We start from the raw sequence: 20263 nt of genomic DNA on the forward strand, positions 1-20263 counted from the left end.
GTCGGACAGCCGCCGGGTGGGCGAGGGTCACCCCACCAGTCGCAGCCGCTCCGCGCACACCCCCACCCGCACCGACTGCCCCCAGGTCAGTTCCAGCGAGTCCGTCTCCATTCCGTCGCCGAAGGCGATCAGGCGTTCCGACTCGACGGTGATCCGCAGTCGGCCGTCGGCCGTGAGCTCGCCCGCGACCATCGAGGTGCCGGTGGCGGGCGAGGGCCAGGCCTCGCGGACGAACCACAGCAGGCGGTCCTCCGTGCGACCGGGCAGCCGCAGGTCCGCGCCGCGCTCCTGCCACACCGACCGCAGCCAGCCGGTCGCCCCCGTCCCGGTCCCCACCAGCACCCCGGAGGAGGCCTGGGCCTCGACGGCACCCCTGTCGCCGTCGAGACCCAGGCGGTAGCGGGCGGTCTGGTGACCGGGCGGACCCAGATAGATCTCGTTGAGGGCCACCAGCCGTTGGGTGTCGTCCGCGACGGCCTCGACCATGGTGAGTTCCTCGGTGCCGGAGCCGGTGCCGGAACCGGCGCCCCGGGCGAGGGCGGCCGGCAGCAGCGCGGCGGTGTCCCGCGCCCGGTGCCGTACGAGCACGCCCGGATTGCGTCCGGGGTCGGTGTCGACGCCCACCACGGGCTGCCCGGCGAGGTACTTGGCGACGTTCGCCACCAGACCGTCCTGCCCGACCACCACGACGACGTCCTCGGCGGCGAACAGGAACCGGTCCAGGTCGGCGCGCTCCACCCGGGCCTGACGCCACGTCAGCGGCACCGCCGCGGCGACCTCGGCCAGGGCCCGCCGGGTCCGGCGGTGCCGTTCGGCGACCTCCTCGATGTCACGGCCGCGGGAGGCGAGGAAGAAGGCGGCCTGGCCGTGCGTGCCGTGCCGGGCCACCAACTCCTCGTACTCCGTGGTGCGGTGGACGATCACGGCACGCGGGGCGAGGCTCACTCCCGGTCCTGCGAACCGAGCCGGGCCAGCAGGCCCGTCAGCACGTCCGGCGACACCGTCACGCTGTCGATGCGCGGCAGGTTCTCGGCCAGCCGCGTCCCGGTGAGCGCGTGCAGCGTGGCCACGTCCACCTCGGCGTGCACCCGCAGCCAGGCCGCCTGGGCCTGCGCCCGCGCCTCGCCGACCTCGCGCGCGCCCTCGGCCTCGGCGCGGGCCAGTCGTACCGCACGGGTCGCCTCGGCCTCGGCGAGCTTGACCGTGCGGGCCGCCTCGGCCTCCGCCAGCCGTACCGCACGGGCGGCCTCCGCGCCGGCCCGTACCGCGTCGGCGGCCGCGTGCTCCTCCGCCTCGCGCCGCGCGTTCGTACCGCGCTGGTCGACCAACTGCTCCTCGCGCCGGGCGAGTTCGATCTGGCTGGCCAGCTCGTTCTCGGCGATGGCCCGCTCGCGTTCGACGGCCACGGCCCGCCGCTCGTAGGTCGCCCGGTCGGCCTCCTGCTGGATCTGCTCACGGGCCGGGGTGCGCAGCGCCCGTTCCACCTCCGGTTCCGGGCGCAGCGCCATCACCCGGACGGCCACCACCTCGATGCCGGTGGCGGGCAGCCGTGGCTCGGCGCCCAGCCCCTCCGCGATCCGCTCGCGCACCGCCGCCACCCCGTCCACCAGCGCCGACGACAGCAGCGTACGGGCCAGTACGTCCAGCGCGTGCTGCTGGGCCGTCTCGGTCAGCAGCGTGCCGAGCTGCTCCAGCGGGGCACCCCGCCACCCGCCGGTGTCCGGGTCGATCGAGAAGTCCAGACGGGCGGCCGCGACGGCCGGGTCGCCGATCCGGTACGTGACGGTCGCCTGGACGGCCACGTCCTGGAAGTCGGAGGTGCGGGCGTGGAACGTCATGGCCAACTCCCGGTCGTCGACCGGGATCTCGGATATCGCGGCCGTCAGCGGGCGGAACCAGAAGCTGAGTCCCGGGCCGTCGTGCACGGGCTTGCCCGAGCGGTGGTACCGGATGTGCGCCGTCGGCGCGCCGCGCAGATGACGCCAGCCCAGGCGCCGGGTGATGTCGGCCATGTGCGATCCCCTCCCCTTTTTCTCGTCATCAAGACGATAAAGGAGGGGCCTGTTTATCGTCAAGAGGACGAGAAGAAGGGGAGGGGAAATGGGGGAGGGGAGGGTCAGGGCGGCCCCCGGTGGTCAGGATGGAGGCATGGGATTCCATGTCGACTCCGAGACCGGACGGCTGCGCCGCGTGATCCTGCACCGGCCGGACCTAGAGCTCAAGAGGCTCACCCCCAGCAACAAGGACGCCCTCCTCTTCGACGACGTGCTGTGGGTGCGCAGGGCGCGCGCCGAGCACGACGGGTTCGCGGACGTGCTGCGCGACCGCGGCGTCGTCGTCCACCTCTTCGGCGACCTGCTCACCGAGACCCTGGCGATCCCGGAGGCTCGGGAACTGGTCCTCGACCGCGTCTTCGACGAGAAGGAGTACGGCCCGCTCGCCACCGACCACCTGCGCGCCGCCTACGCGACCCTGCCCCCCGGCGAGCTCGCCGAAGCCCTCGTCGGCGGGGCGACCAAGCGGGAGTTCCTCGATGCGCACCAGGAGCCCGCCTCCGTGCGCTTCCACGCCATGGAGCTGGACGACTTCCTGCTCGGCCCGCTGCCCAACCACCTGTTCACCCGGGACACCTCCGCCTGGATCTACGACGGCGTCTCCATCAACGCCATGCGCTGGCCGGCCCGGCAGCGCGAGACCGTCCACTTCGAGGCGATCTACCGGCACCACCCGCTCTTCCGTGACGAGCGGTTCCACCTCTGGTCCGAGGGGCAGGCCGACTACCCCTCCACCATCGAGGGCGGGGACGTCCTGGTGATCGGCAACGGCGCCGTGCTCATCGGCATGAGCGAGCGCACCACGCCCCAGGCCGTGGAGATGCTCGCGCACAAGCTGTTCGCCGCCGGCTCCGCCCGCACGATCGTGGCCCTCGACCTGCCGAAGCGGCGCGCCTTCATGCACCTCGACACCGTGATGACGATGGTCGACGGCGACACCTTCACCCAGTACGCCGGACTCGGCATGCTCCGCTCGTACACCATCGAACCGGGCTCCGGCGAGAAGGAGGTGAAGGTCACCGACCATCCGCCCGAGCACATGCACCGCGCGATCGCCGCCGCCCTCGGGCTGAGCGAGATCCGGGTGCTGACCGCCACCCAGGACGTGCACGCCGCCGAGCGCGAGCAGTGGGACGACGGCTGCAACGTCCTCGCCGTCGAACCGGGTGTCGTCGTCGCCTACGAGCGCAACGCCACCACCAACACCCATCTGCGCAAGCAGGGCATCGAGGTGATCGAGATCCCGGGCAGCGAGCTGGGGCGGGGGAGGGGCGGGCCGCGCTGTATGAGCTGCCCGGTGGAGCGGGACGCCGTGTAGAGGGGGTGTGGCGGAGGGTGCGGGAGCGGGTGCGGAGCAGGGCGTGTATAGAAATGCCGAATGTCGTATAGAATTCCATCCGTTCCTGTCCCTGCACCCGCACCCGTTGGAGCGCCCCCATGGCGACAGTCCCGTCCGCCCTCGCCGGCCGCCACTTCCTCAAGGAACTGGACTTCACCGGGGACGAGTTCCGCGGTCTGATCGAACTGTCCGCCGAGCTGAAGGCCGCCAAGAAGGCCGGGACCGAGACGCGGTACCTGCGGGGCCGGAACATCGCGCTGATCTTCGCGAAGACCTCGACGCGCACGCGCTGTGCGTTCGAGGTCGCCGCCGCCGACCAGGGCGCCTCGACGACCTACCTCGATCCGTCCGGCTCGCAGATGGGCCACAAGGAGTCGGTACGGGACACCGCGCGCGTCCTCGGCCGCATGTTCGACGCGATCCAGTACCGCGGCGACAGTCAGGCCGGGGTCGAGGAACTGGCGCGGTACGCGGGCGTGCCCGTCTACAACGGTCTCACCGACGACTGGCACCCCACCCAGATGCTCGCCGACGTGCTGACCATGACGGAGCACAGCAGCAAGCCCCTGACGGAGATCGCCTTCGCCTACCTCGGCGACGCCCGCTTCAACATGGGCAACTCCTACCTGATCACCGGCGCCCTGCTCGGCATGGACGTACGGATCGTCGCGCCGAAGGCGTACTGGCCCGCCCAGGAGATCGTCGACCGGGCCCGTGAGCTGGCCGACGCCAGCGGTGCCCGGGTCACCCTCACCGAGGACCTCCCGGAGGGCGTCGCGGGCGCCGACTTCGTCGCCACCGACGTCTGGGTCTCCATGGGCGAGCCCAAGGAGGTCTGGGACGAGCGGATCGCGGCCCTCGCCCCGTACGCCGTGACGATGGACGTGCTGCGCGCCACCGGCAATCCGGACGTGAAGTTCCTGCACTGCCTGCCCGCCTTCCACGACCTGGGCACCCAGGTCGGTCGCGACATCCACGAGCGGCACGGCCTGGAGTACCTGGAGGTGAGCGACGAGGTCTTCGAGTCGGAGCACTCGGTCGTCTTCGACGAGGCGGAGAACCGCCTGCACACCATCAAGGCGATCCTGGTCGCGACCCTCGCCGGCTAGGCCCCGTCCCAGGGGCTGTGGCGTCCGTCATCGCCCCCCGGCTCATCTGCCCCTATTCTGAACGGCGGCCCGGAATCACCCATTTCGCGGCCGCCCCGCGACCTCCCCGCGTGCTCGGCCTCGTTCGAGCGGGGGTACCCCCTGGTCGCACCCGCACCACCAGAAACGAGCACCACCCGCATGCCCGCTCCCGCGACCAAGCTTCGCATCAAGTCCCCTGCCCTTCTCGTCGCCGAATCCGGCGCCGACCGCGCGGGTCACGGCCTCAAGCGCACCATGGGCCTCTTCCAGCTCATCTGCTTCGGCGTCGGCGCGATCGTCGGCACGGGCATCTTCGTCGGGCTCTCCGACTCGGTGGCGCAGGCCGGGCCGGCCGTCGTCGTCTCCTTCGTCCTCGCCGCGATCACCTGCGTCTTCACCGCGCTCTCGTTCGCCGAGCTGGGCGGCGCGATCCCGGTCTCCGGATCGTCGTACTCCTTCGCCTACGCCGGACTCGGTGAGACCACGGCCTTCCTGGTCGGCTGGTGCCTGCTGCTGGAGTACGGCATCTCCATCTCGGCCGTCGCGGTCGGCTGGAGCCAGTACGTCAACGAACTGCTCCACAGCCTGTTCGGCATCCAGTTGCCCGCCGCGCTGTCCGCGGGGCCCGGTGAGGGCGGTGCCGTCAACCTGCCCGCCGTGATCGTCATCGCGATGGCCTGCGTGCTGCTGGTGCGCGGGGTGCGCGAGAGCGCCCGCGCCACCGCCGCCATGGCCGCGGTCAAGCTGACCATCCTGCTCGCGTTCTGCGCCATCGGCTACAGCGCCTTCAAGGACGGCAACCTCACCCCGTTCTCGCCGGCCGGCCTCGGCGGCATCGGCGCGGGCACCACGGCCGCCTTCTTCTCCTACATCGGCTTCGACGCGATCACCACGGCCGGCGAGGAGGCGAAGAACCCCCGCCGGGACATCCCGGTGGCGATCCTCGTCTGCATGGGCGTGGTGACCCTGCTGTACTGCGCGGTCGCCCTGGCCGCGATCGGCGCGATCGGCGCCCACGAGGTCGGCGGCCGGCCCGCCGCGCTGTCGTACGTCGTCAACCAGGTCACCGGCTCCACGATCGGCGGCGCCGTCGTCGCCTTCGGCGCGGTCGTAGCCATCGCCTCGGTGGTGCTCGCGGTGATGTACGGCCAGAGCCGCATCCTGATGTCGATGTCCCGGGACGGGCTCGTCCCGCGCGTCTTCGAGAAGGTCTCGCCCCGGACCTCGACCCCCGTGGCCGGCACCCTGATCATCGCGATCGTGTTCGCGATCCCGGCGGCCTTCGCCTCGCTGGACGCCGTGGTCGACCTGTGCACCATCGGCACCCTCGCCGTCATGGCCGTGGTCAACCTCGCCGTCCTCGCGCTGCGCCGCCGCGAGCCGGGCCTCGACCGGACCTTCCGGGTCCCGTTCTACCCCGTCGCGCCCCTGCTCGGCATCGGCTTCTGCCTCTACCTGATGTACGAGACGGGCTGGACGACCTGGCTCCAGTTCGCCGTGTTCCTGGTGGCCGGACTCGCCGTGTACGCCGCCTACGGCCGTCGGCACTCCAGGCTGGCCGTGACCGCGAAGGCCACGGCGGCCGCGGAGGTCGCCGAGGCCATGGCGACCGGCACCCTGACGGCCGAGCTCACCGCCGATGTCGTTGAGGCGGCACGGTAGCCAGCCGGAACCAGACCGCCTTGCCGGAGTCGGTGGGGCGGTGACCGCAGGACGAGCTCAGGGCGCGGATCAGCAGCAGACCGCGCCCGTGCTCCTGCCACGGGTCCGGCGCCGCGACGCCGGGCCGGGTGAGATCACGCGGCGGCGCCGGGTCGGGGTCGTGCACCTCGACCTGGCAGCCGGACGGCCGCAGCTCCACCACCAGCTCTATCGGAGCGGACCCCGCGGTGTGCTCCACGGCGTTCGCCACCAGCTCGGCGGTGAGCAGTTCCGCCGTGTCGCTGTCCGCGCCGTGCGGTGCCTCGGCCAGCGCCGTACGGACCAGGGCGCGGGCCACCGGCACGGCCGCGGCGGTGTGCGGCAGCGCGATGCGCCAGGAGGCGGAGGCGGAAGGGCGTTCGTGCAAGGCGAGTCCGTTCATGGCGCAGGCCACCACGTGATCGACATCAGGCCGGCCTGCTTTCAATCCTCAGGAATGGTACGGCGCCCTCCGTCAGGTACGTACGACGGGCGTCGGCCGGGGCCCGTGCCCCGACAACGAGCGGCTTACCCGGACCGGCGGCCGGTCTCCCACGACTGCCCCGATTGTTACCGCGCTATTGATTCCCTGTGACCACCGTGACGGTTGTGACAGGCGAGGTGGGATCCGGTCACACGGTGACACCAGATCGGGCTATCGCGCACTCGTGACGACAGTCAGATATCGGTGATAGCTTCATGAGGTGGAGACCGGACAGGCAGTGCCCGCGCTCCCGCCCGAGGAGGCCGCCCCATGAGTCCCTTCACCGGCTCCGCCACCCGTACCCCGGACTGGCGGCATCTGCGCGTCGAGCACGCCGACGGCGTCGCCACCGTCACCCTCTCCCGCCCGGACAAGCTCAACGCACTCACCTTCGGCGCCTACGCCGACCTGCGCGACCTGCTGGCGGAGCTGTCCCGGGAGCGGTCGGTACAGGCTCTGGTGCTGGCCGGGGAGGGGCGTGGCTTCTGCTCCGGCGGCGACGTCGACGAGATCATCGGTGCCACCCTGGCGATGGACACCGCCCAGCTCCTCGACTTCAACCGGATGACCGGGCAGGTCGTCCGGGCCGTACGGGAGTGCCCGTTCCCGGTGATCGCGGCGGTGCACGGGGTGGCGGCCGGAGCGGGAGCGGTGCTCGCGCTCGCCGCGGACTTCCGGGTCGCCGACCCCTCCGCCCGCTTCGCCTTCCTCTTCACCCGCGTCGGCCTGTCCGGCGGTGACATGGGCGCGGCCTATCTGCTGCCCAGGATCGTCGGCCTCGGGCACGCGACCCGGCTGCTGATGCTGGGCGAGCCGGTGCGCGCGCCCGAGGCCGAGCGGATCGGCCTGATCAGCGAGCTGACGGAGGAGGGCCGCACGGCCGAGGCCGCCCACGCGCTGGCCCGCCGACTGGCCGACGGACCCGCCCTCGCCCACGCCCAGACGAAGGCGCTGCTCACCGCGGAGCTGGACATGCCGCTGGCGGCGGCGGTGGAGCTGGACGCCTCGACCCAGGCCCTGCTGATGAACGGCGAGGACTACGCCGAGTTCCACGCGGCCTTCACCGAGAAGCGCGCGCCCAAGTGGCGCGGGAGGTGAGGTCCGCGGTGACACGCGAATCGGCGGGAGGGGCGACCGGGCCGGTCCGGAAGGCCGCCGTCGTCGGCGGCGGGCCCGGCGGTCTGTACACGGCGGCCCTGCTCAAACGCCTCGACCCCACCCGGGAGATCACCGTGTGGGAGCGCAACGCCCCCGACGACACCTTCGGCTTCGGGGTCGTGCTGTCCGACGAGACGCTCGGCGGCATCGAGCACGCGGACCCGGTGGTCCACGAGGCGCTCAAGGCCGAGTTCGTCCGCTGGGACGACATCGACATCGTGCACCGGGGCGTGCGCCACCGCTCGGGCGGCCACGGCTTCGCGGCACTGGGCCGGCGCCGCCTGCTGGAGATCCTGCACGAGCGGTGCCGCTCGCTCGGCGTGGAACTGCGCTTTCGCACCGAGGCGCCCCACCCGGCCCGGCTGGCGCAGGCGTACGACCTCGTCGTCGCCGCCGACGGCGTGCACAGCACCACCCGCGAGGCCTTCGCCGACGTCTTCCGGCCCACCCTGACCGGCCACCGCTGCCGTTACGTCTGGCTCGCCGCGGACTTCGCCTTCGACGCCTTCCGCTTCGAGGTCGCCGAGACCGAGCACGGCGTGATGCAGCTGCACGGCTACCCCTACTCCGCCGACGCCTCGACGGTCATCGTGGAGATGCGCGAGGAGGTGTGGCGGGCGGCCGGATTCGACGAACTCGGCGAGAGCGAGTCGGTCGACCGCTGCGCCAAGATCTTCTCCGACGCGCTCGGCGGCCGGCCGTTGCGTTCGAACAACTCCCTGTGGACCACCTTCCGTACGGTGGTCAACGAGCGCTGGTCGCACGGCAACGTCGTCCTCCTCGGAGACGCCGCCCACACCGCCCACTTCTCCATCGGCTCCGGCACCAAGCTGGCCGTCGAGGACGCGCTGGCCCTGGCGGCCTGCCTGACCGAACAGGACACGACGGCGGAAGCCCTCGCCGCCTACGAGCAGGAGCGCAGGCCCGTCGTCGCCTCCACCCAGCGCGCGGCCCGCGCCAGCCTGGAGTGGTTCGAGAACGTCGGGCTGTACCTCGGTCAGCGGCCCCGCCAGTTCGCCTTCAACCTGCTCACCCGCAGCCGCCGGGTCACCCACGACAACCTGCGGCTGCGCGACGCCCACTTCACCGGCTCCGTGGAGCGCGAGTTCGGCTGCCCGCCCGGCACGCCCCCGATGTTCACCCCTTTCCGGCTGCGCGGTCTGACCCTGCCCAACCGGGTCGTGGTGTCCCCCATGGACATGTACTCGGCGGTCGACGGCGTGCCGGGCGACTTCCACCTGGTCCACCTGGGCGCCCGGGCGCTGGGCGGGGCGGGGCTGGTGATGACCGAGATGGTGTGCGTGAGCGAGACGGGCCGGATCACCCCCGGCTGCGCCGGCCTCTACACCGGCCGGCAGACCGAGGCCTGGCGGCGGATCACCGACTTCGTGCACGCGCGCTCGCCGGGCGCCGCCATCGGGGTGCAGCTGGGCCACAGCGGCCGCAAGGGCTCCACCCGGCTGATGTGGGAGGGCATCGACCAGCCGCTGCCCGACGGCAACTGGCCGCTCGTGGCCGCCTCGCCGCTGCCGTACCGGCCGGACAGTCAGACCCCGCGCCAGCTCTCCCGCGCGCAACTCACCGACATCCGAGAGCAGTTCACGGCCGCCACCTGGCGGGCCGCCCGGGCCGGTTTCGACCTGCTCGAACTCCACTGCGCCCACGGCTATCTGCTCTCCGGATTCCTCTCCCCGCTGACCAACCGGCGCACCGACGCCTACGGCGGATCGCTCGCGAAACGGCTGCGGTTCCCGCTGGAGGTCTTCGACGCCGTACGCGGGGTGTGGCCCGAGGAACGGCCCATGACCGTGCGCGTCTCGGCCACCGACTGGGCCGACGGCGGCACCACGGCCGAGGACGCGGTCGAGATCGCCCGCGCCTTCGCCGCGCACGGCGCCGACGCGATCGACGTGTCGACCGGCCAGGTGGTGGCGGAGGAGGAGCCGGACTTCGGGCGGTCGTACCAGACACCGTTCGCCGACCGGATCCGGCACGAGGTCGGCATCCCGGTCGTCGCGGTCGGCGCCATCTCCTCCTGGGACGACGTCAACTCCCTGATCCTGGCCGGGCGTACGGACCTCGTGGCGCTGGCCCGCCCCCATCTCTACGATCCGCACTGGACGTTGCACGCCGCCGCCGAGCAGGGGTACGAGGGTCCGGGCGTCGCCTGGCCCGACCCCTACCGCGCGGGCAGCCGGCCCCCGCGGACCGGACGCACGGACGCTCCCAAGCCGCGCCTGTCGCTGGGTACTTGACGGTGTGCCGGCCCCCGGCCGGTCACAGACCCACGAACTCCGCGCCGGTGTCCCGCAGTCGTGCGTGCAGCTCCCGGAACACCGTCGCCGAGCGCTCGCCCGGCCAGTCCGCGGGCAGCAGCCGGACCGGCAGTCCGGGGTCGGTGTAGGGCAGCCGGCGCCAGGAGTCCAGGGCGAGCAGGTAGTCGCGGTAGGCCGCCTCGGGCGAGGCCTGCGCCCTGCCCTCCCAGTCGTGCAGCACGCGCGCGTGCCGGTCCAGGTACTCCTCGTGCTCCTTGGCGATCGCCGCCAGGTCCCACCAGCGCGAGACCGCCTCGACGGTGGGCGCGAAGCCCAGGTGCTCGCCGCGGAAGAAGTCGACGTACGGATCGAGGTGCAGCCGCTGGAGCGTGTGCCGGGCCTCCTCGTGCAGCCGGGCCGGGGCGATCCACACGCCCGGCGCGGCGGTGCCGAAGCCGAGACCGGCCAGCCGGGAGCGCAGGACGTGCCGCTTCTGCCGCTCCGACTCCGGTACGGAGAACACGGCCAGCACCCAGCCCTCGTCGGCCGGCGGGGCCGCGGCGTAGATCCGGCGGTCGCCGTCCTCCAGCATCTGCCGGGCCTCGGGGGACAGCTCGTACCCGGCCGCGCCCTGCTCGGTACGGGCCGGCAGCAGCAGACCGCGCCGCTTGAGCCGGGACACCGACGACCTGACGGAGGGCGCGTCCACGCCGACCGCGGCCAGCAGTCTGATCAGCTCGGCGACGGGCACCGGGCCGGGCATGAAGCGGCCGTACGCGCCGTAGAGCGTGACGATGAGGGACCGGGGGGCGTGCTGCTCGGACACGTTGATCATCTTAGGTCGTCCGGGTCGTCGCGGAGCACCACAGGCGGGTGCATCACTGCTGGTCACCGTCGGTACGCAGACGGAAGCGCTGGAGCTTGCCGGTCGCCGTGCGCGGCAGCGCGTCCAGGAAGACGAACTCGCGCGGGCACTTGTACGGGGCCAGTTCCTCCCTGACGAAGGCGCGCAGTGCCTCCGCGTCCGCCCGCGCGCCCTCCCGCAGCACGGCGTACGCCACCACGACCTGCCCGCGCGCCTCGTCGGGCCGCCCGACCACCGCGGCCTCGACGACGTCCGGATGGCGCAGCAGCGCGTCCTCGACCTCCGGTCCTGCGATGTTGTACCCGGCCGAGATGATCATGTCGTCGGCGCGGGCGACATAGCGGAAGTAGCCGTCGGGGTCGCGCACGTAGGTGTCGCCGGTGATGTTCCAGCCGTCGCGCACGTACTCCCGCTGCCGCGGGTCGGCGAGATAGCGGCAGCCGACCGGACCGCGCACCGCCAGCAGACCGGGTTCCCCGTCGAGGACCGGGTTTCCGCTCTCGTCCTGTACGCGCGCGTGCCAGCCCGGCACGGGCACCCCGGTGGTGCCGGGCCGGATGTGCTCGTCCGCGGCCGAGATGAAGATGTGCAGCAGCTCGGTGGCGCCGATGCCGTTGATGAGCCGCAGCCCGGTCCGCTCGTGCCAGGCCCGCCAGGTGGCCGCGGGCAGGTTCTCGCCCGCCGAGACACAGCGGCGCAGCGACGACACGTCGTGACCGTCCAGCTCGGCGAGCATCGCGCGGTAAGCGGTCGGCGCGGTGAACAGCACGGAGACCCGGTGCTCGGCGATCGCGGGCAGCAGCTCCCGGGGTGCGGCCTGTTCGAGCAGCAGGGCGCTGGCGCCGGCCCGCATCGGGAAGACCACGAGACCGCCGAGCCCGAAGGTGAAGCCGAGCGGGGGACTGCCCGCGAAGACGTCGTCCGGCCGCGGCTGGAGGATCTGCCGGGAGAAGGTGTCCGCGACGGCCAGGACGTCCCGGTGGAAGTGCATGCAACCCTTGGGGCGGCCGGTGGTGCCGGAGGTGAAGGCGATCAGCGCGACGTCGTCGGCCGCCGTGTCCACGGCCCGGTACGGGGTGGCGGGCGCCGGGCGGTTGAGCAGGTCGTCGAGCCCGTCGCCACCGTACGTCGTGATCCGCAGGCCGGGTACCTCGGCCTTGGCCAGGTCGTCGACGGCCCGGATGTCGCACAGCGCGTGCCGGACCCGCGCGATCTCGCACATCGTGCGCAGCTCGTGCGGGCGCTGCCGGTCCAGCACCGTGACGGCGACCGCGCCCGCCTTCAGCACCGCCAGCCAGCAGGCGGCCAGCCACGGCGTGGTGGGGCCGCGCAGCAGGACGCGGTTGCCCGGGACGACGCCGAGGTCACCGGTGAGCAGATGGGCGAGCCGGTCCACCCGGGCGCGCAGCTCCCCGTAGGTCCACGTCCCGGCCGAGGGCGTGTGGAACACCGGGCGGTCGGGGTCGGCGCTCTCCAGGAGCTCGGCGGCGCAGTTCAGCCGTTCGGGGTAGCACAGCTCCGGCAGGTCGAAGCGGAGCTCGGGCCACTGCTCGGGCGGCGGGAGGTGGTCGCGCGCGAAGGTGTCGACGTGCGCGGAGTGGATCGGGCCGGCCATGGGCGGTTCGCCCCCTTGCCGTCGTGGGCGTCGTGTGGGCTCGCGCAACGAGCGTATCGCCTTGGTGACGACAGTCAACGGTACGCGATACCGTCGGGGGTGGGAGTGGCCGTACAGGTCAGGAGAGAGGACCGGCGATGCCCGCATTCTCGCTCGAACCGGAACATATCGTCCGCTGTGCCGAACTGCGCGCCCTGGCCGCCGAACGGCTGCGCCCGATCGCCGACCGGGGCGAGCCGGGACGCGTCAACCGGCCGCTCGTCGCGGAGCTCGGCCGACTGGGCCTGCTGGCCCGCCTGTTCACCGCCGGCGCGCTCGACCTCTGTCTGCTGCGGGAATCCCTGGCGTACGCCTGCACCGAGGCCGAGACGGCCCTCGCCCTCCAGGGCCTGGGCGCCCACCCGGTGCACGCCCACGGCACCCCCGCCCAGCGCAAGCGCTGGCTGCCCCGGGTGGCCGACGGCAGCGCGGTGGCCGCGTTCGCGCTGAGCGAGCCGGGGGCGGGCTCGGACGCGGCGGCGCTGGCCCTGCGGGCGGAACCGGTCGGGGCGGCCGCGGTGGGGTCGGCCGTACGGGTGGAGCCGGACGGGACGGACGTCATGGCGCCGGCCCTGCGGGCGGAACCGGACGGGACGGCTGCGGGGGCGTCGAACTTCCGGGCGGCACCGTTCGGGACGGGTGCGGTGGGGTCGGCCGTGCGGGTGGCACCGGACGGGACGGGCGCGGTGGCCGCCTCCGGCGGCGGCGCTCGGGAGGGCGCATCGCTCACCGCCGAGCCCGACGGCCCCTCCGGCTGGCGGCTCACCGGTGAGAAGTGCTGGATCTCCAACGCCCCCGAAGCCGACTTCTACACCGTCTTCGCCCGCACCACCCCCGGCGCGGGCGCCCGCGGCGTGACCGCGTTCCTCGTCCCCGCCGACCGCCCCGGACTCACCGGCACCGCCCTGGACATGCTCTCCCCGCACGCCATCGGCGCCCTCGACTTCGACGCCGTACCCGTCACCGCGGACGACGTGCTCGGCGGGACCGACCGCGGCTTCCGGGTCGCCATGGGCACCCTCAACCTGTTCCGGCCCAGCGTCGGCGCCTTCGCCGTCGGCATGGCCCAGGCCGCCCTGGACGCGACCCTGCTGCACACGGCCCGACGGGACGCCTTCGGCGGCAAACTGAGGGACCTTCAGGCCGTCGCCCACCAGGTCGCCGAGATGGCGCTGCGCACGGAGGCGGCCCGCCTGATGGTGTACGCGGCGGCGACGGCGTACGACGACGGCGCACCCGACATCCCCCGGCACGCCGCGATGGCGAAGCTGCTCGCCACCGAGACCGCCCAGTACGTCGTCGACACGGCCGTCCAACTGCACGGCGCGCGGGCGCTGGAGCGCGGCCACCTGCTGGAGCACCTCTACCGCGAGGTGCGTGCCCCGCGCGTCTACGAGGGCGCGAGCGAGGTCCAACGGGGCATCATCGCCAAGGAGTTGTACGACCGACTGGAGGCGCAGTGACCGCCGAGCGCGTCAACCCGCCCGAACTGTCCCCGCCGACCGGCTTCTCGCACGCCGTCGTCGCCACCGGGTCGCGCCTGGTGTTCCTGGCCGGCCAGACCGCGCTGGACCCGAGCGGCGCGGTCGTCGGCGCAGACCTGCCCGAGCAGTTCGAGCGGGCCCTCACCAACCTGCTGACCGCGCTCAAGGCGGTCGGCGGCACCCCCGCCGATCTGGCCCGGGTCACCGTGTACACCACGGACCTCGCCGACTACCGTGCCCGAGCCCACGAACTCGGGCGCGTCTGGAGGCGGTTGGCCGGACGCGACTACCCGGCGATGGCGGTCGTCGGCGCCGTGCGCCTGTGGGACGAACAGGCGCTGGTCGAACTCGACGGCTTCGCCGTGCTGGCGTAGGGCCTCGCGGGGCTACGAGGTTCAGGCCGCCACGGTCAGGTCGTCGGCGAACACCCGGTGGGGGGCGATCACGCTGCCGTCGGGGAGCAGTTCGCCGCCGTCGTCGAAGACGATCGCGCCGTTGCACAGCAGGCTCCAGCCCTGCTCGGGACGGGCCGAGACGATGTGCGGGACGGCGGCGTCCGCGGACGGGCACGAGGACCGGTGTGAACACATGGTGCACCTCCACCTGGGACGCGAGGAGTGTCGGCGGCGCTGTCGTCGCCCTCGCCTGAGAAGACCATGCGCGCGCGGCGCACCGATCGGAACAGCGCGCCGCGAAGCGTGACAGCACCAGGACAACTCTCGGACGCCCTCGAGACGGACGCCCCCGAGACGGCCGGTGCCGACTCGCCACCGAAGGCGGGACGATCCCCGCCCCAGGGCCCCGGACCGGTTGAGCGCCCTCTCCGGGCTTCGCCCCAGGAGGCGTTCCAGGTCAGGAGAGGTCGTTCACGGTGCCGATCAGAAGGATGAGCAGCAGTGCCCCGTAAAAGACGATTCCGACGGTCGCCGAGATCTTGACCCCCTTGTTCAGCCGCCCGCCGCGCCGGGTGACGGCCGAGCACGACAGCCACAGTCCCAGCACCGGTGAGACCAGGAGCCCGATCCCCAGGACCCATTTGCTGCTCTTCTGGCTGTCCATCTGCGAAATCATCAGCCCCATGAAAGGGAGGAGCGCAAAGGCGAGGACCAGTCGGCAGACCCGGGACACCGGGCCTCGGGGGGCCCTGCTCCCCGGGGGCCGAGGCGGTTGCGGGGGCACGAACGTGGGCTGCGGCAATGGACCGAACGTGGGCTGTTGCGACGGGCCGAACGTGGGCTGTTGCGACGGGCCGAACGTGGTCGGCTGCGGTGGACCGAAGGCGGACTGTTGCGGTGGACCGAAACCGGGCTGTCGCGGTGGCCCGAAGGCAGGACGTGGAGGAGGCCCGAAGGCGGGCTGTCGTGGCGGCGGTGTCGGAACGGGTTCCCTCAGCGCCACGCGCATCGACTCCGCGTCCGGGTGGCGCAGGGCCGGTTCCTTCGCCAGTGCGCGGGCCAGGACGGCCTCCACCATCGGGCCCGCCGCGATGCCCAGGGAGGCGAGGGTGGGCGGCGGGGCGGTGAGGTGCAGATAGCCGATCGAGTAGCCGGAGTCCGCCTCGAAGGGAAGTCGGCCGGTGAGCATCTGGAACAGCATCACGCCGACCGAGTAGAGATCGGAGCGGTGGTCGATGTCGGAGCGGCCGAGCACCTGCTCGGGCGACATGAAGTGCGGGGTACCGATCATCAGGCCGGTCTGGGTGAGGACGGTCCCGGTCCCCTCGGCGGCCCGCGCGATGCCGAAGTCCGCCACCTTCGCGGTGCTGTCCGCCGCCAGCAGTACGTTCCCCGGCTTGATGTCGCGGTGGACCAGTCCGTGCGCATGGGCCGCGGCGAGCCCGGCCAGCACCTGCGAGGCGAGATCGAGGGCCTGGGGCACCGGCAGCCGGCGCCGCGCGGTCAGCAGATCGGCGAGGCTGCGGCCCTCGACGAGTTCCATCACGATGTACGGGACGGGTTCGTCCCCCATGTCGTGGACCGCCACCACCTGCGGGTGGCTGAGGGCGGCCATGGCCTGGGCCTCACGCCGGAACCGGGCCGGATACCCGTCGTCCAGCGACAGGTCGGCCGACATCACCTTGAGCGCGACCGCGCGGGCCAACTTCGTGTCGTAGGCCCGAAAGACCTCGGCCATGCCGCCGCTGCCGAGTCTCGCGTCGATCCGGTAGCGGCCACCGGCCAGCACCGTTCCAGGTCCCCATGTGTCCCCCACGGCGCCGATCATGGCACGAGTCGCCCATGCCCAGGCGAAATTGATCAATTGTTCCGACAGGGTCCCGAAAATGGTCGGATCGGACATCGGATGACTTCCGCCTGTCACGCCGATGACCGGCTTACGGGGGCGGCCCCGCAGGACCGGTCCACGCCGTGATCACCCTTTCAGCCCCCCGCACATGCGCCCCCAGCCCGCCGATGGTGCCCTGAGGTGAAGCCGGCCGAGAGGAGCACCCGTGCCCGCGACAGAGGCCCGAGGTACGAGCGGGATGGACGGCACCGCCAGTGAGCTGCTGCTGCGTACCGGGAGGTTCTTCCGACGGGGCGAGACCTCCGCCGACCTGCGGACCCTCTCCAAGGAGGGCGGGCGCGGCGGCGACGTCTTCTACCGGGACCGGTGGAGCCACGACAAGGTCGTGCGCTCCACGCACGGCGTCAACTGCACCGGTTCCTGCCGGTGGAAGGTGTACGTCAAGGACGGCATCATCACCTGGGAGACCCAGGAGACGGACTACCCGAGCGTCGGCCCGGACCGCCCCGAGTACGAGCCGCGCGGCTGCCCGCGCGGGGCCGCCTTCTCCTGGTACACGTACTCGCCGACCCGGGTGCGCTACCCGTACGTCCGCGGCGTGCTCCTGGAGATGTACCGGGAGGCGAGGGCGCGCACCGGCGACCCCGTCACCGCGTGGGCCGACCTCCAGGCCGACCCCGAGCGCCGCCGCCGCTACCAGCAGGCGCGCGGCAAGGGCGGTCTGGTGCGGGCGAGCTGGGACGAGGCGGTGGAGCTGGCCGCCGCCGCGCACGTGCACACCATCAAGACCCACGGGCCCGACCGCATCGCGGGCTTCTCGCCGATCCCCGCGATGTCGATGGTCTCGCACGCCGCCGGCGCCCGGTTCCACTCGCTCATCGGCGCCCCCATGCTGTCGTTCTACGACTGGTACGCCGATCTGCCGGTCGCCTCCCCGCAGGTCTTCGGCGACCAGACGGACGTCCCCGAGTCGGGGGACTGGTGGGACGCCGCGTACCTGATGATGTGGGGCACCAACGTCCCGGTCACCCGCACCCCGGACGCGCACTGGATGGCCGAGGCGCGCTACCGCGGCCAGAAGGTCGTGGTCGTGTCCCCGGACTACGCCGACAACACGAAGTTCGCCGACGAGTGGCTGCACCCCCACCCCGGCACCGACGGAGCGCTGGCCCTCGCGATGGGCCATGTCGTGCTCAAGGAGTTCTTCGTCGACCGGCAGGTGCCGTTCTTCACCGACTACGTCCGGCGCTTCACCGACCTGCCGTTCCTCGTCACCCTGCGGGAACGCGACGGCGGGCACGTCCCGGACAAGTTCCTGCGCGCCTCCGACCTCGGCGACACCGCGGAGGGCGCGGAGTGGAAGACGGTCGTCCTCGACGACCGGACCGGCCGGCCGGAGGTCCCCGGCGGGTCGCTCGGCTTCCGCTGGACCGAGTCGGGCGAGGGCCGCTGGAATCTCGAACTGGGTGACCTGGAGCCCCGGCTCTCCCTGCACGCACACGACGAAGCCGTCCCGACCGAGGTGCTGCTGCCCCGCTTCGACACCGACGGCGGGCCGCACGGCCAGGGCAGCGGGGCGGTCCGTACCGCCGGTGTCCCCGCCGTCCGCGTCGGCGATCACCTGGTGACGACCGTCTACGACCTGCTGCTCGCCCAGTACGGCGTCGGCCGCCCCGGACTGCCCGGCACCTGGCCGACGGGGTACGACGACGCCTCCGTCCCCTGCACGCCCGCCTGGCAGGAGGTCCACACCTCCGTCCCGGCCGCGGCGGCCGTCCGTACCGCGCGGGAGTTCGCGGACACCGCCGAGCGGTCCCGGGGCCGCTGCATGATCCTCATGGGTGCCGGCACGAACCACTGGTTCCACTCCGAGACGATCTACCGGGCCTTCCTCGCCCTGCTCCAGCTCACCGGCTGCCAGGGCCGCAACGGCGGCGGCTGGGCGCACTACGTCGGCCAGGAGAAGTGCCGCCCGGTGACCGGCTGGGCCACCCTCGCCGCCGCGTCCGACTGGTCGCGCCCGCCGCGCCAGGCGATCGGCACCGCCTACTGGTTCCTGAACACCGACCAGTGGCGTTACGACCACTACCGGGCCGACACGCTCGCCTCCCCGCTCGGCAGCGGGGCCTTCGCCGGGATGACGGCCGCCGACTGCCTCGCCCAGGCGTCCCGTTCGGGATGGATGCCCTCCTACCCGACGTTCGACCGCAACCCGCTCGACCTGTGCGACGAGGCGGGCGAGGAGGACCCGGTCGGGTACGCGGTGAACCAACTCCGCGCCGGAAAGCTGGGATTCGCCGGAGAGGATCCGGATGCTCCCGCCAACTGGCCCCGGATCGTGACGCTGTGGCGGGCCAATCTCCTCGGCTCGTCGGCGAAGGGCACCGAGTACTTCCAGAAGCACCTGCTCGGCACCACCTCCTCGCTCGGGGCCGAGGAGGCCGGGCCCGAGGAGCGGCCGCGCGACGTGCGCTGGCACGAGAAGGCGCCCGAGGGGAAGCTCGACCTGCTGCTGTCACTGGACTTCCGCATGACGTCATCCACCCTCATGTCGGACATCGTCCTGCCGGCCGCGACCTGGTACGAGAAGCACGACCTGTCCAGCACGGACATGCACCCCTACGTGCACTCCTTCACCCCGGCCGTCGACCCGCCCTGGCAGGCCCGCACCGACTTCGCCGCCTTCCACGCCCTCGCCCAGGCCTTCTCCGCGATGGCGGCGAAGCACCTGGGAGTGCGCCGCGACCTCGTCGCCACCGCCCTCCAGCACGACACCCCGGGCGAGACGGCGCAGCCCGGGGGCGTCGCCCTGGACTGGCGCAAGGGCGAGTGCGAGCCGGTACCGGGCAAGACCATGCCCCAACTGACCGTCGTGGAGCGGGACTACGGTGCCGTCGGCGAGAAGATGGCCACCCTCGGCCCGCTGGCGGAGAAGCTGGGCCTGCCGGTCAAGGGCATCGCCTTCGACGTGGCGGAAGAGGTGCGGCTGCTCGCCGACCGGAACGGCCTGCGGCTGGCCGGCCCGGCGCTGGGACGGCCGCTCCTCGACACCGCCGTCAAGGCGGCGAACACGATCCTCGCCCTGTCCGGCACCACCAACGGCCACCTCGCCACCCAGGGCTTCCACACCCTGGAGCGCCGCACCGGACAGCCGATGGCCCACCTCGCCGCCGAGCACGAGGGCAAGCGGATCACGTACGCCGACACCCAGGCGGCGCCCGTGCCGGTCATCACCTCCCCGGAGTGGTCCGGCAGCGAGTCGGGCGGACGCCGCTACACCGCCTTCACCCTCAACACCGAGCACGCCAAGCCCTGGCACACCCTCACCGGCCGCCAGCACTTCTTCCTCGACCACGACTGGATCCACGAACTCGGCGAGGCGCTGCCCGTCTACCGGCCGCCGCTGGACATGCGCCGCCTCTTCGGGGACAGGGTCTCCACCGGGGGCGACGGCCGGGCCGAGGTGACGGTCCGCTACCTCACCCCGCACAGCAAGTGGTCCATCCACTCCGAGTACCAGGACAACCTCCTCATGCTGTCGCTCTCCCGCGGCGGCCAGAACATCTGGATGTCCCCGCAGGACGCCGAGGCGATCGGCGTACGCGACAACGACTGGATCGAGGCGGTCAACCGCAACGGCGTCGTCGCGGCGCGCGCGGTCGTCAGTCACCGCATGCCGCGGGGCACGGTGTACATGCACCACGCGCAGGACCGCGTGGTCGCCACCCCCAAGACGCAGACGACGGGCAAGCGCGGCGGCACCCACAACTCCCTCACCCGACTTCTGCTCAAACCGTCCCATCTCATCGGCGGATACGCGCAGTTGAGCTGGGCCTTCAACTACCTGGGCCCGCCCGGCAATCAGCGCGACGAGATCACGGTCATCCGGCGCCGCACCGAACCGGTGGAGTACTGA

At 72.5% G+C, this 20263-nt stretch carries 15 protein-coding genes; 8 read left to right on the forward strand and 7 right to left on the reverse strand.

Translation table 11 applies throughout. The features are described 5' to 3' along the window. Nucleotides 1-27: 27 nt before the first annotated feature. Together ACWC24_RS08195 and ACWC24_RS08200 are read right to left on the reverse strand one after the other, a co-directional pair. On the reverse strand, nt 28-945 hold the full coding sequence (locus ACWC24_RS08195; protein ID WP_450662005.1) for a hypothetical protein: 918 nt from the start codon (nt 943-945) through the stop codon (nt 28-30). Further along, a complete protein-coding gene (locus ACWC24_RS08200; protein WP_450662006.1) occupies nt 942-2012 on the reverse strand; it encodes an SPFH domain-containing protein in 1071 nt (356 codons plus the stop codon). Before ACWC24_RS08200 ends, ACWC24_RS08195 begins: the two co-directional genes overlap by 4 nt. A 136-nt stretch (nt 2013-2148) precedes the next feature. On the opposite strand from ACWC24_RS08200, the gene ACWC24_RS08205 reads away from it, so the two are divergent. From ACWC24_RS08205 to ACWC24_RS08215, 3 genes are all read left to right on the forward strand, one after another. Continuing rightward, nucleotides 2149-3372 carry an arginine deiminase gene (locus ACWC24_RS08205; RefSeq protein ID WP_450662007.1) on the forward strand — a complete coding sequence of 408 codons (1224 nt, stop codon included), beginning with the start codon at nt 2149-2151 and terminating at the stop codon, nt 3370-3372. Between the two features lie 119 nt (nt 3373-3491). After that, nucleotides 3492-4502, forward strand: a complete 1011-nt coding sequence (gene argF / locus ACWC24_RS08210) for an ornithine carbamoyltransferase (RefSeq protein ID WP_450662008.1) — start codon at nt 3492-3494, stop codon at nt 4500-4502. 180 nt (nt 4503-4682) lie between these two features. After that, nucleotides 4683-6185 (forward strand): amino acid permease, encoded by a 1503-nt coding sequence (locus ACWC24_RS08215; RefSeq protein ID WP_450662009.1) that lies wholly within the window; start codon nt 4683-4685, stop codon nt 6183-6185. Here ACWC24_RS08215 and ACWC24_RS08220 read toward each other — a convergent pair. Beyond that, nucleotides 6154-6606 carry an ATP-binding protein gene (locus ACWC24_RS08220; protein ID WP_450662010.1) on the reverse strand — a complete coding sequence of 151 codons (453 nt, stop codon included), beginning with the start codon at nt 6604-6606 and terminating at the stop codon, nt 6154-6156. The genes ACWC24_RS08215 and ACWC24_RS08220 overlap by 32 nt on opposite strands. Before the next feature lie 351 nt (nt 6607-6957). Here ACWC24_RS08220 and ACWC24_RS08225 point away from each other — a divergent pair, with 351 nt between their 5' ends. Together ACWC24_RS08225 and ACWC24_RS08230 are read left to right on the forward strand one after the other, a co-directional pair. Then, nucleotides 6958-7785, forward strand: a complete 828-nt coding sequence (locus ACWC24_RS08225) for an enoyl-CoA hydratase family protein (protein ID WP_450662011.1) — start codon at nt 6958-6960, stop codon at nt 7783-7785. Nucleotides 7786-7793: 8 nt separating this feature from the next. Next, nucleotides 7794-10100: a bifunctional salicylyl-CoA 5-hydroxylase/oxidoreductase gene (locus tag ACWC24_RS08230; RefSeq protein ID WP_450662012.1), complete on the forward strand. Its 2307-nt coding sequence runs from the start codon at nt 7794-7796 to the stop codon at nt 10098-10100. A gap of 22 nt (nt 10101-10122) precedes the next feature. On the opposite strand, the gene ACWC24_RS08235 is transcribed toward ACWC24_RS08230, so the two are convergent. Both ACWC24_RS08235 and ACWC24_RS08240 read right to left on the reverse strand, forming a co-directional pair. Continuing rightward, the gene (locus ACWC24_RS08235) at nt 10123-10935 is read right to left on the reverse strand and encodes a PaaX family transcriptional regulator (RefSeq protein ID WP_450662013.1); all 813 of its coding nucleotides are present in this window, start codon (nt 10933-10935) and stop codon (nt 10123-10125) included. 43 nt (nt 10936-10978) lie between these two features. Next, nucleotides 10979-12580, reverse strand: coding sequence for an AMP-binding protein (locus tag ACWC24_RS08240; protein ID WP_450662014.1), 1602 nt, complete (start codon nt 12578-12580; stop codon nt 10979-10981). 137 nt (nt 12581-12717) lie between these two features. On the opposite strand from ACWC24_RS08240, the gene ACWC24_RS08245 reads away from it, so the two are divergent. Next, complete coding sequence (locus ACWC24_RS08245; RefSeq protein WP_450662015.1) at nt 12718-14082, forward strand: acyl-CoA dehydrogenase family protein; 1365 nt, start codon at nt 12718-12720, stop codon at nt 14080-14082. Further along, a complete protein-coding gene (locus ACWC24_RS08250) occupies nt 14079-14477 on the forward strand; it encodes a RidA family protein (protein ID WP_450662016.1) in 399 nt (132 codons plus the stop codon). The genes ACWC24_RS08245 and ACWC24_RS08250 overlap by 4 nt, the downstream gene beginning before the upstream one ends. A gap of 21 nt (nt 14478-14498) precedes the next feature. Here the strand turns inward: ACWC24_RS08250 and ACWC24_RS08255 are convergent, their stop codons facing one another. Continuing rightward, nucleotides 14499-14693: a DUF5999 family protein gene (locus tag ACWC24_RS08255; protein WP_450662017.1), complete on the reverse strand. Its 195-nt coding sequence runs from the start codon at nt 14691-14693 to the stop codon at nt 14499-14501. Nucleotides 14694-14955: 262 nt separating this feature from the next. Next, nucleotides 14956-16314 carry a protein kinase domain-containing protein gene (locus ACWC24_RS08260; protein ID WP_450662018.1) on the reverse strand — a complete coding sequence of 453 codons (1359 nt, stop codon included), beginning with the start codon at nt 16312-16314 and terminating at the stop codon, nt 14956-14958. Nucleotides 16315-16585: 271 nt separating this feature from the next. Here ACWC24_RS08260 and ACWC24_RS08265 point away from each other — a divergent pair, with 271 nt between their 5' ends. Further along, the gene (locus ACWC24_RS08265; RefSeq protein ID WP_450662177.1) at nt 16586-20263 is read left to right on the forward strand and encodes a nitrate reductase subunit alpha; all 3678 of its coding nucleotides are present in this window, start codon (nt 16586-16588) and stop codon (nt 20261-20263) included.

It is taken from the genome of Streptomyces sp. NPDC001443 (genome assembly GCF_053597355.1).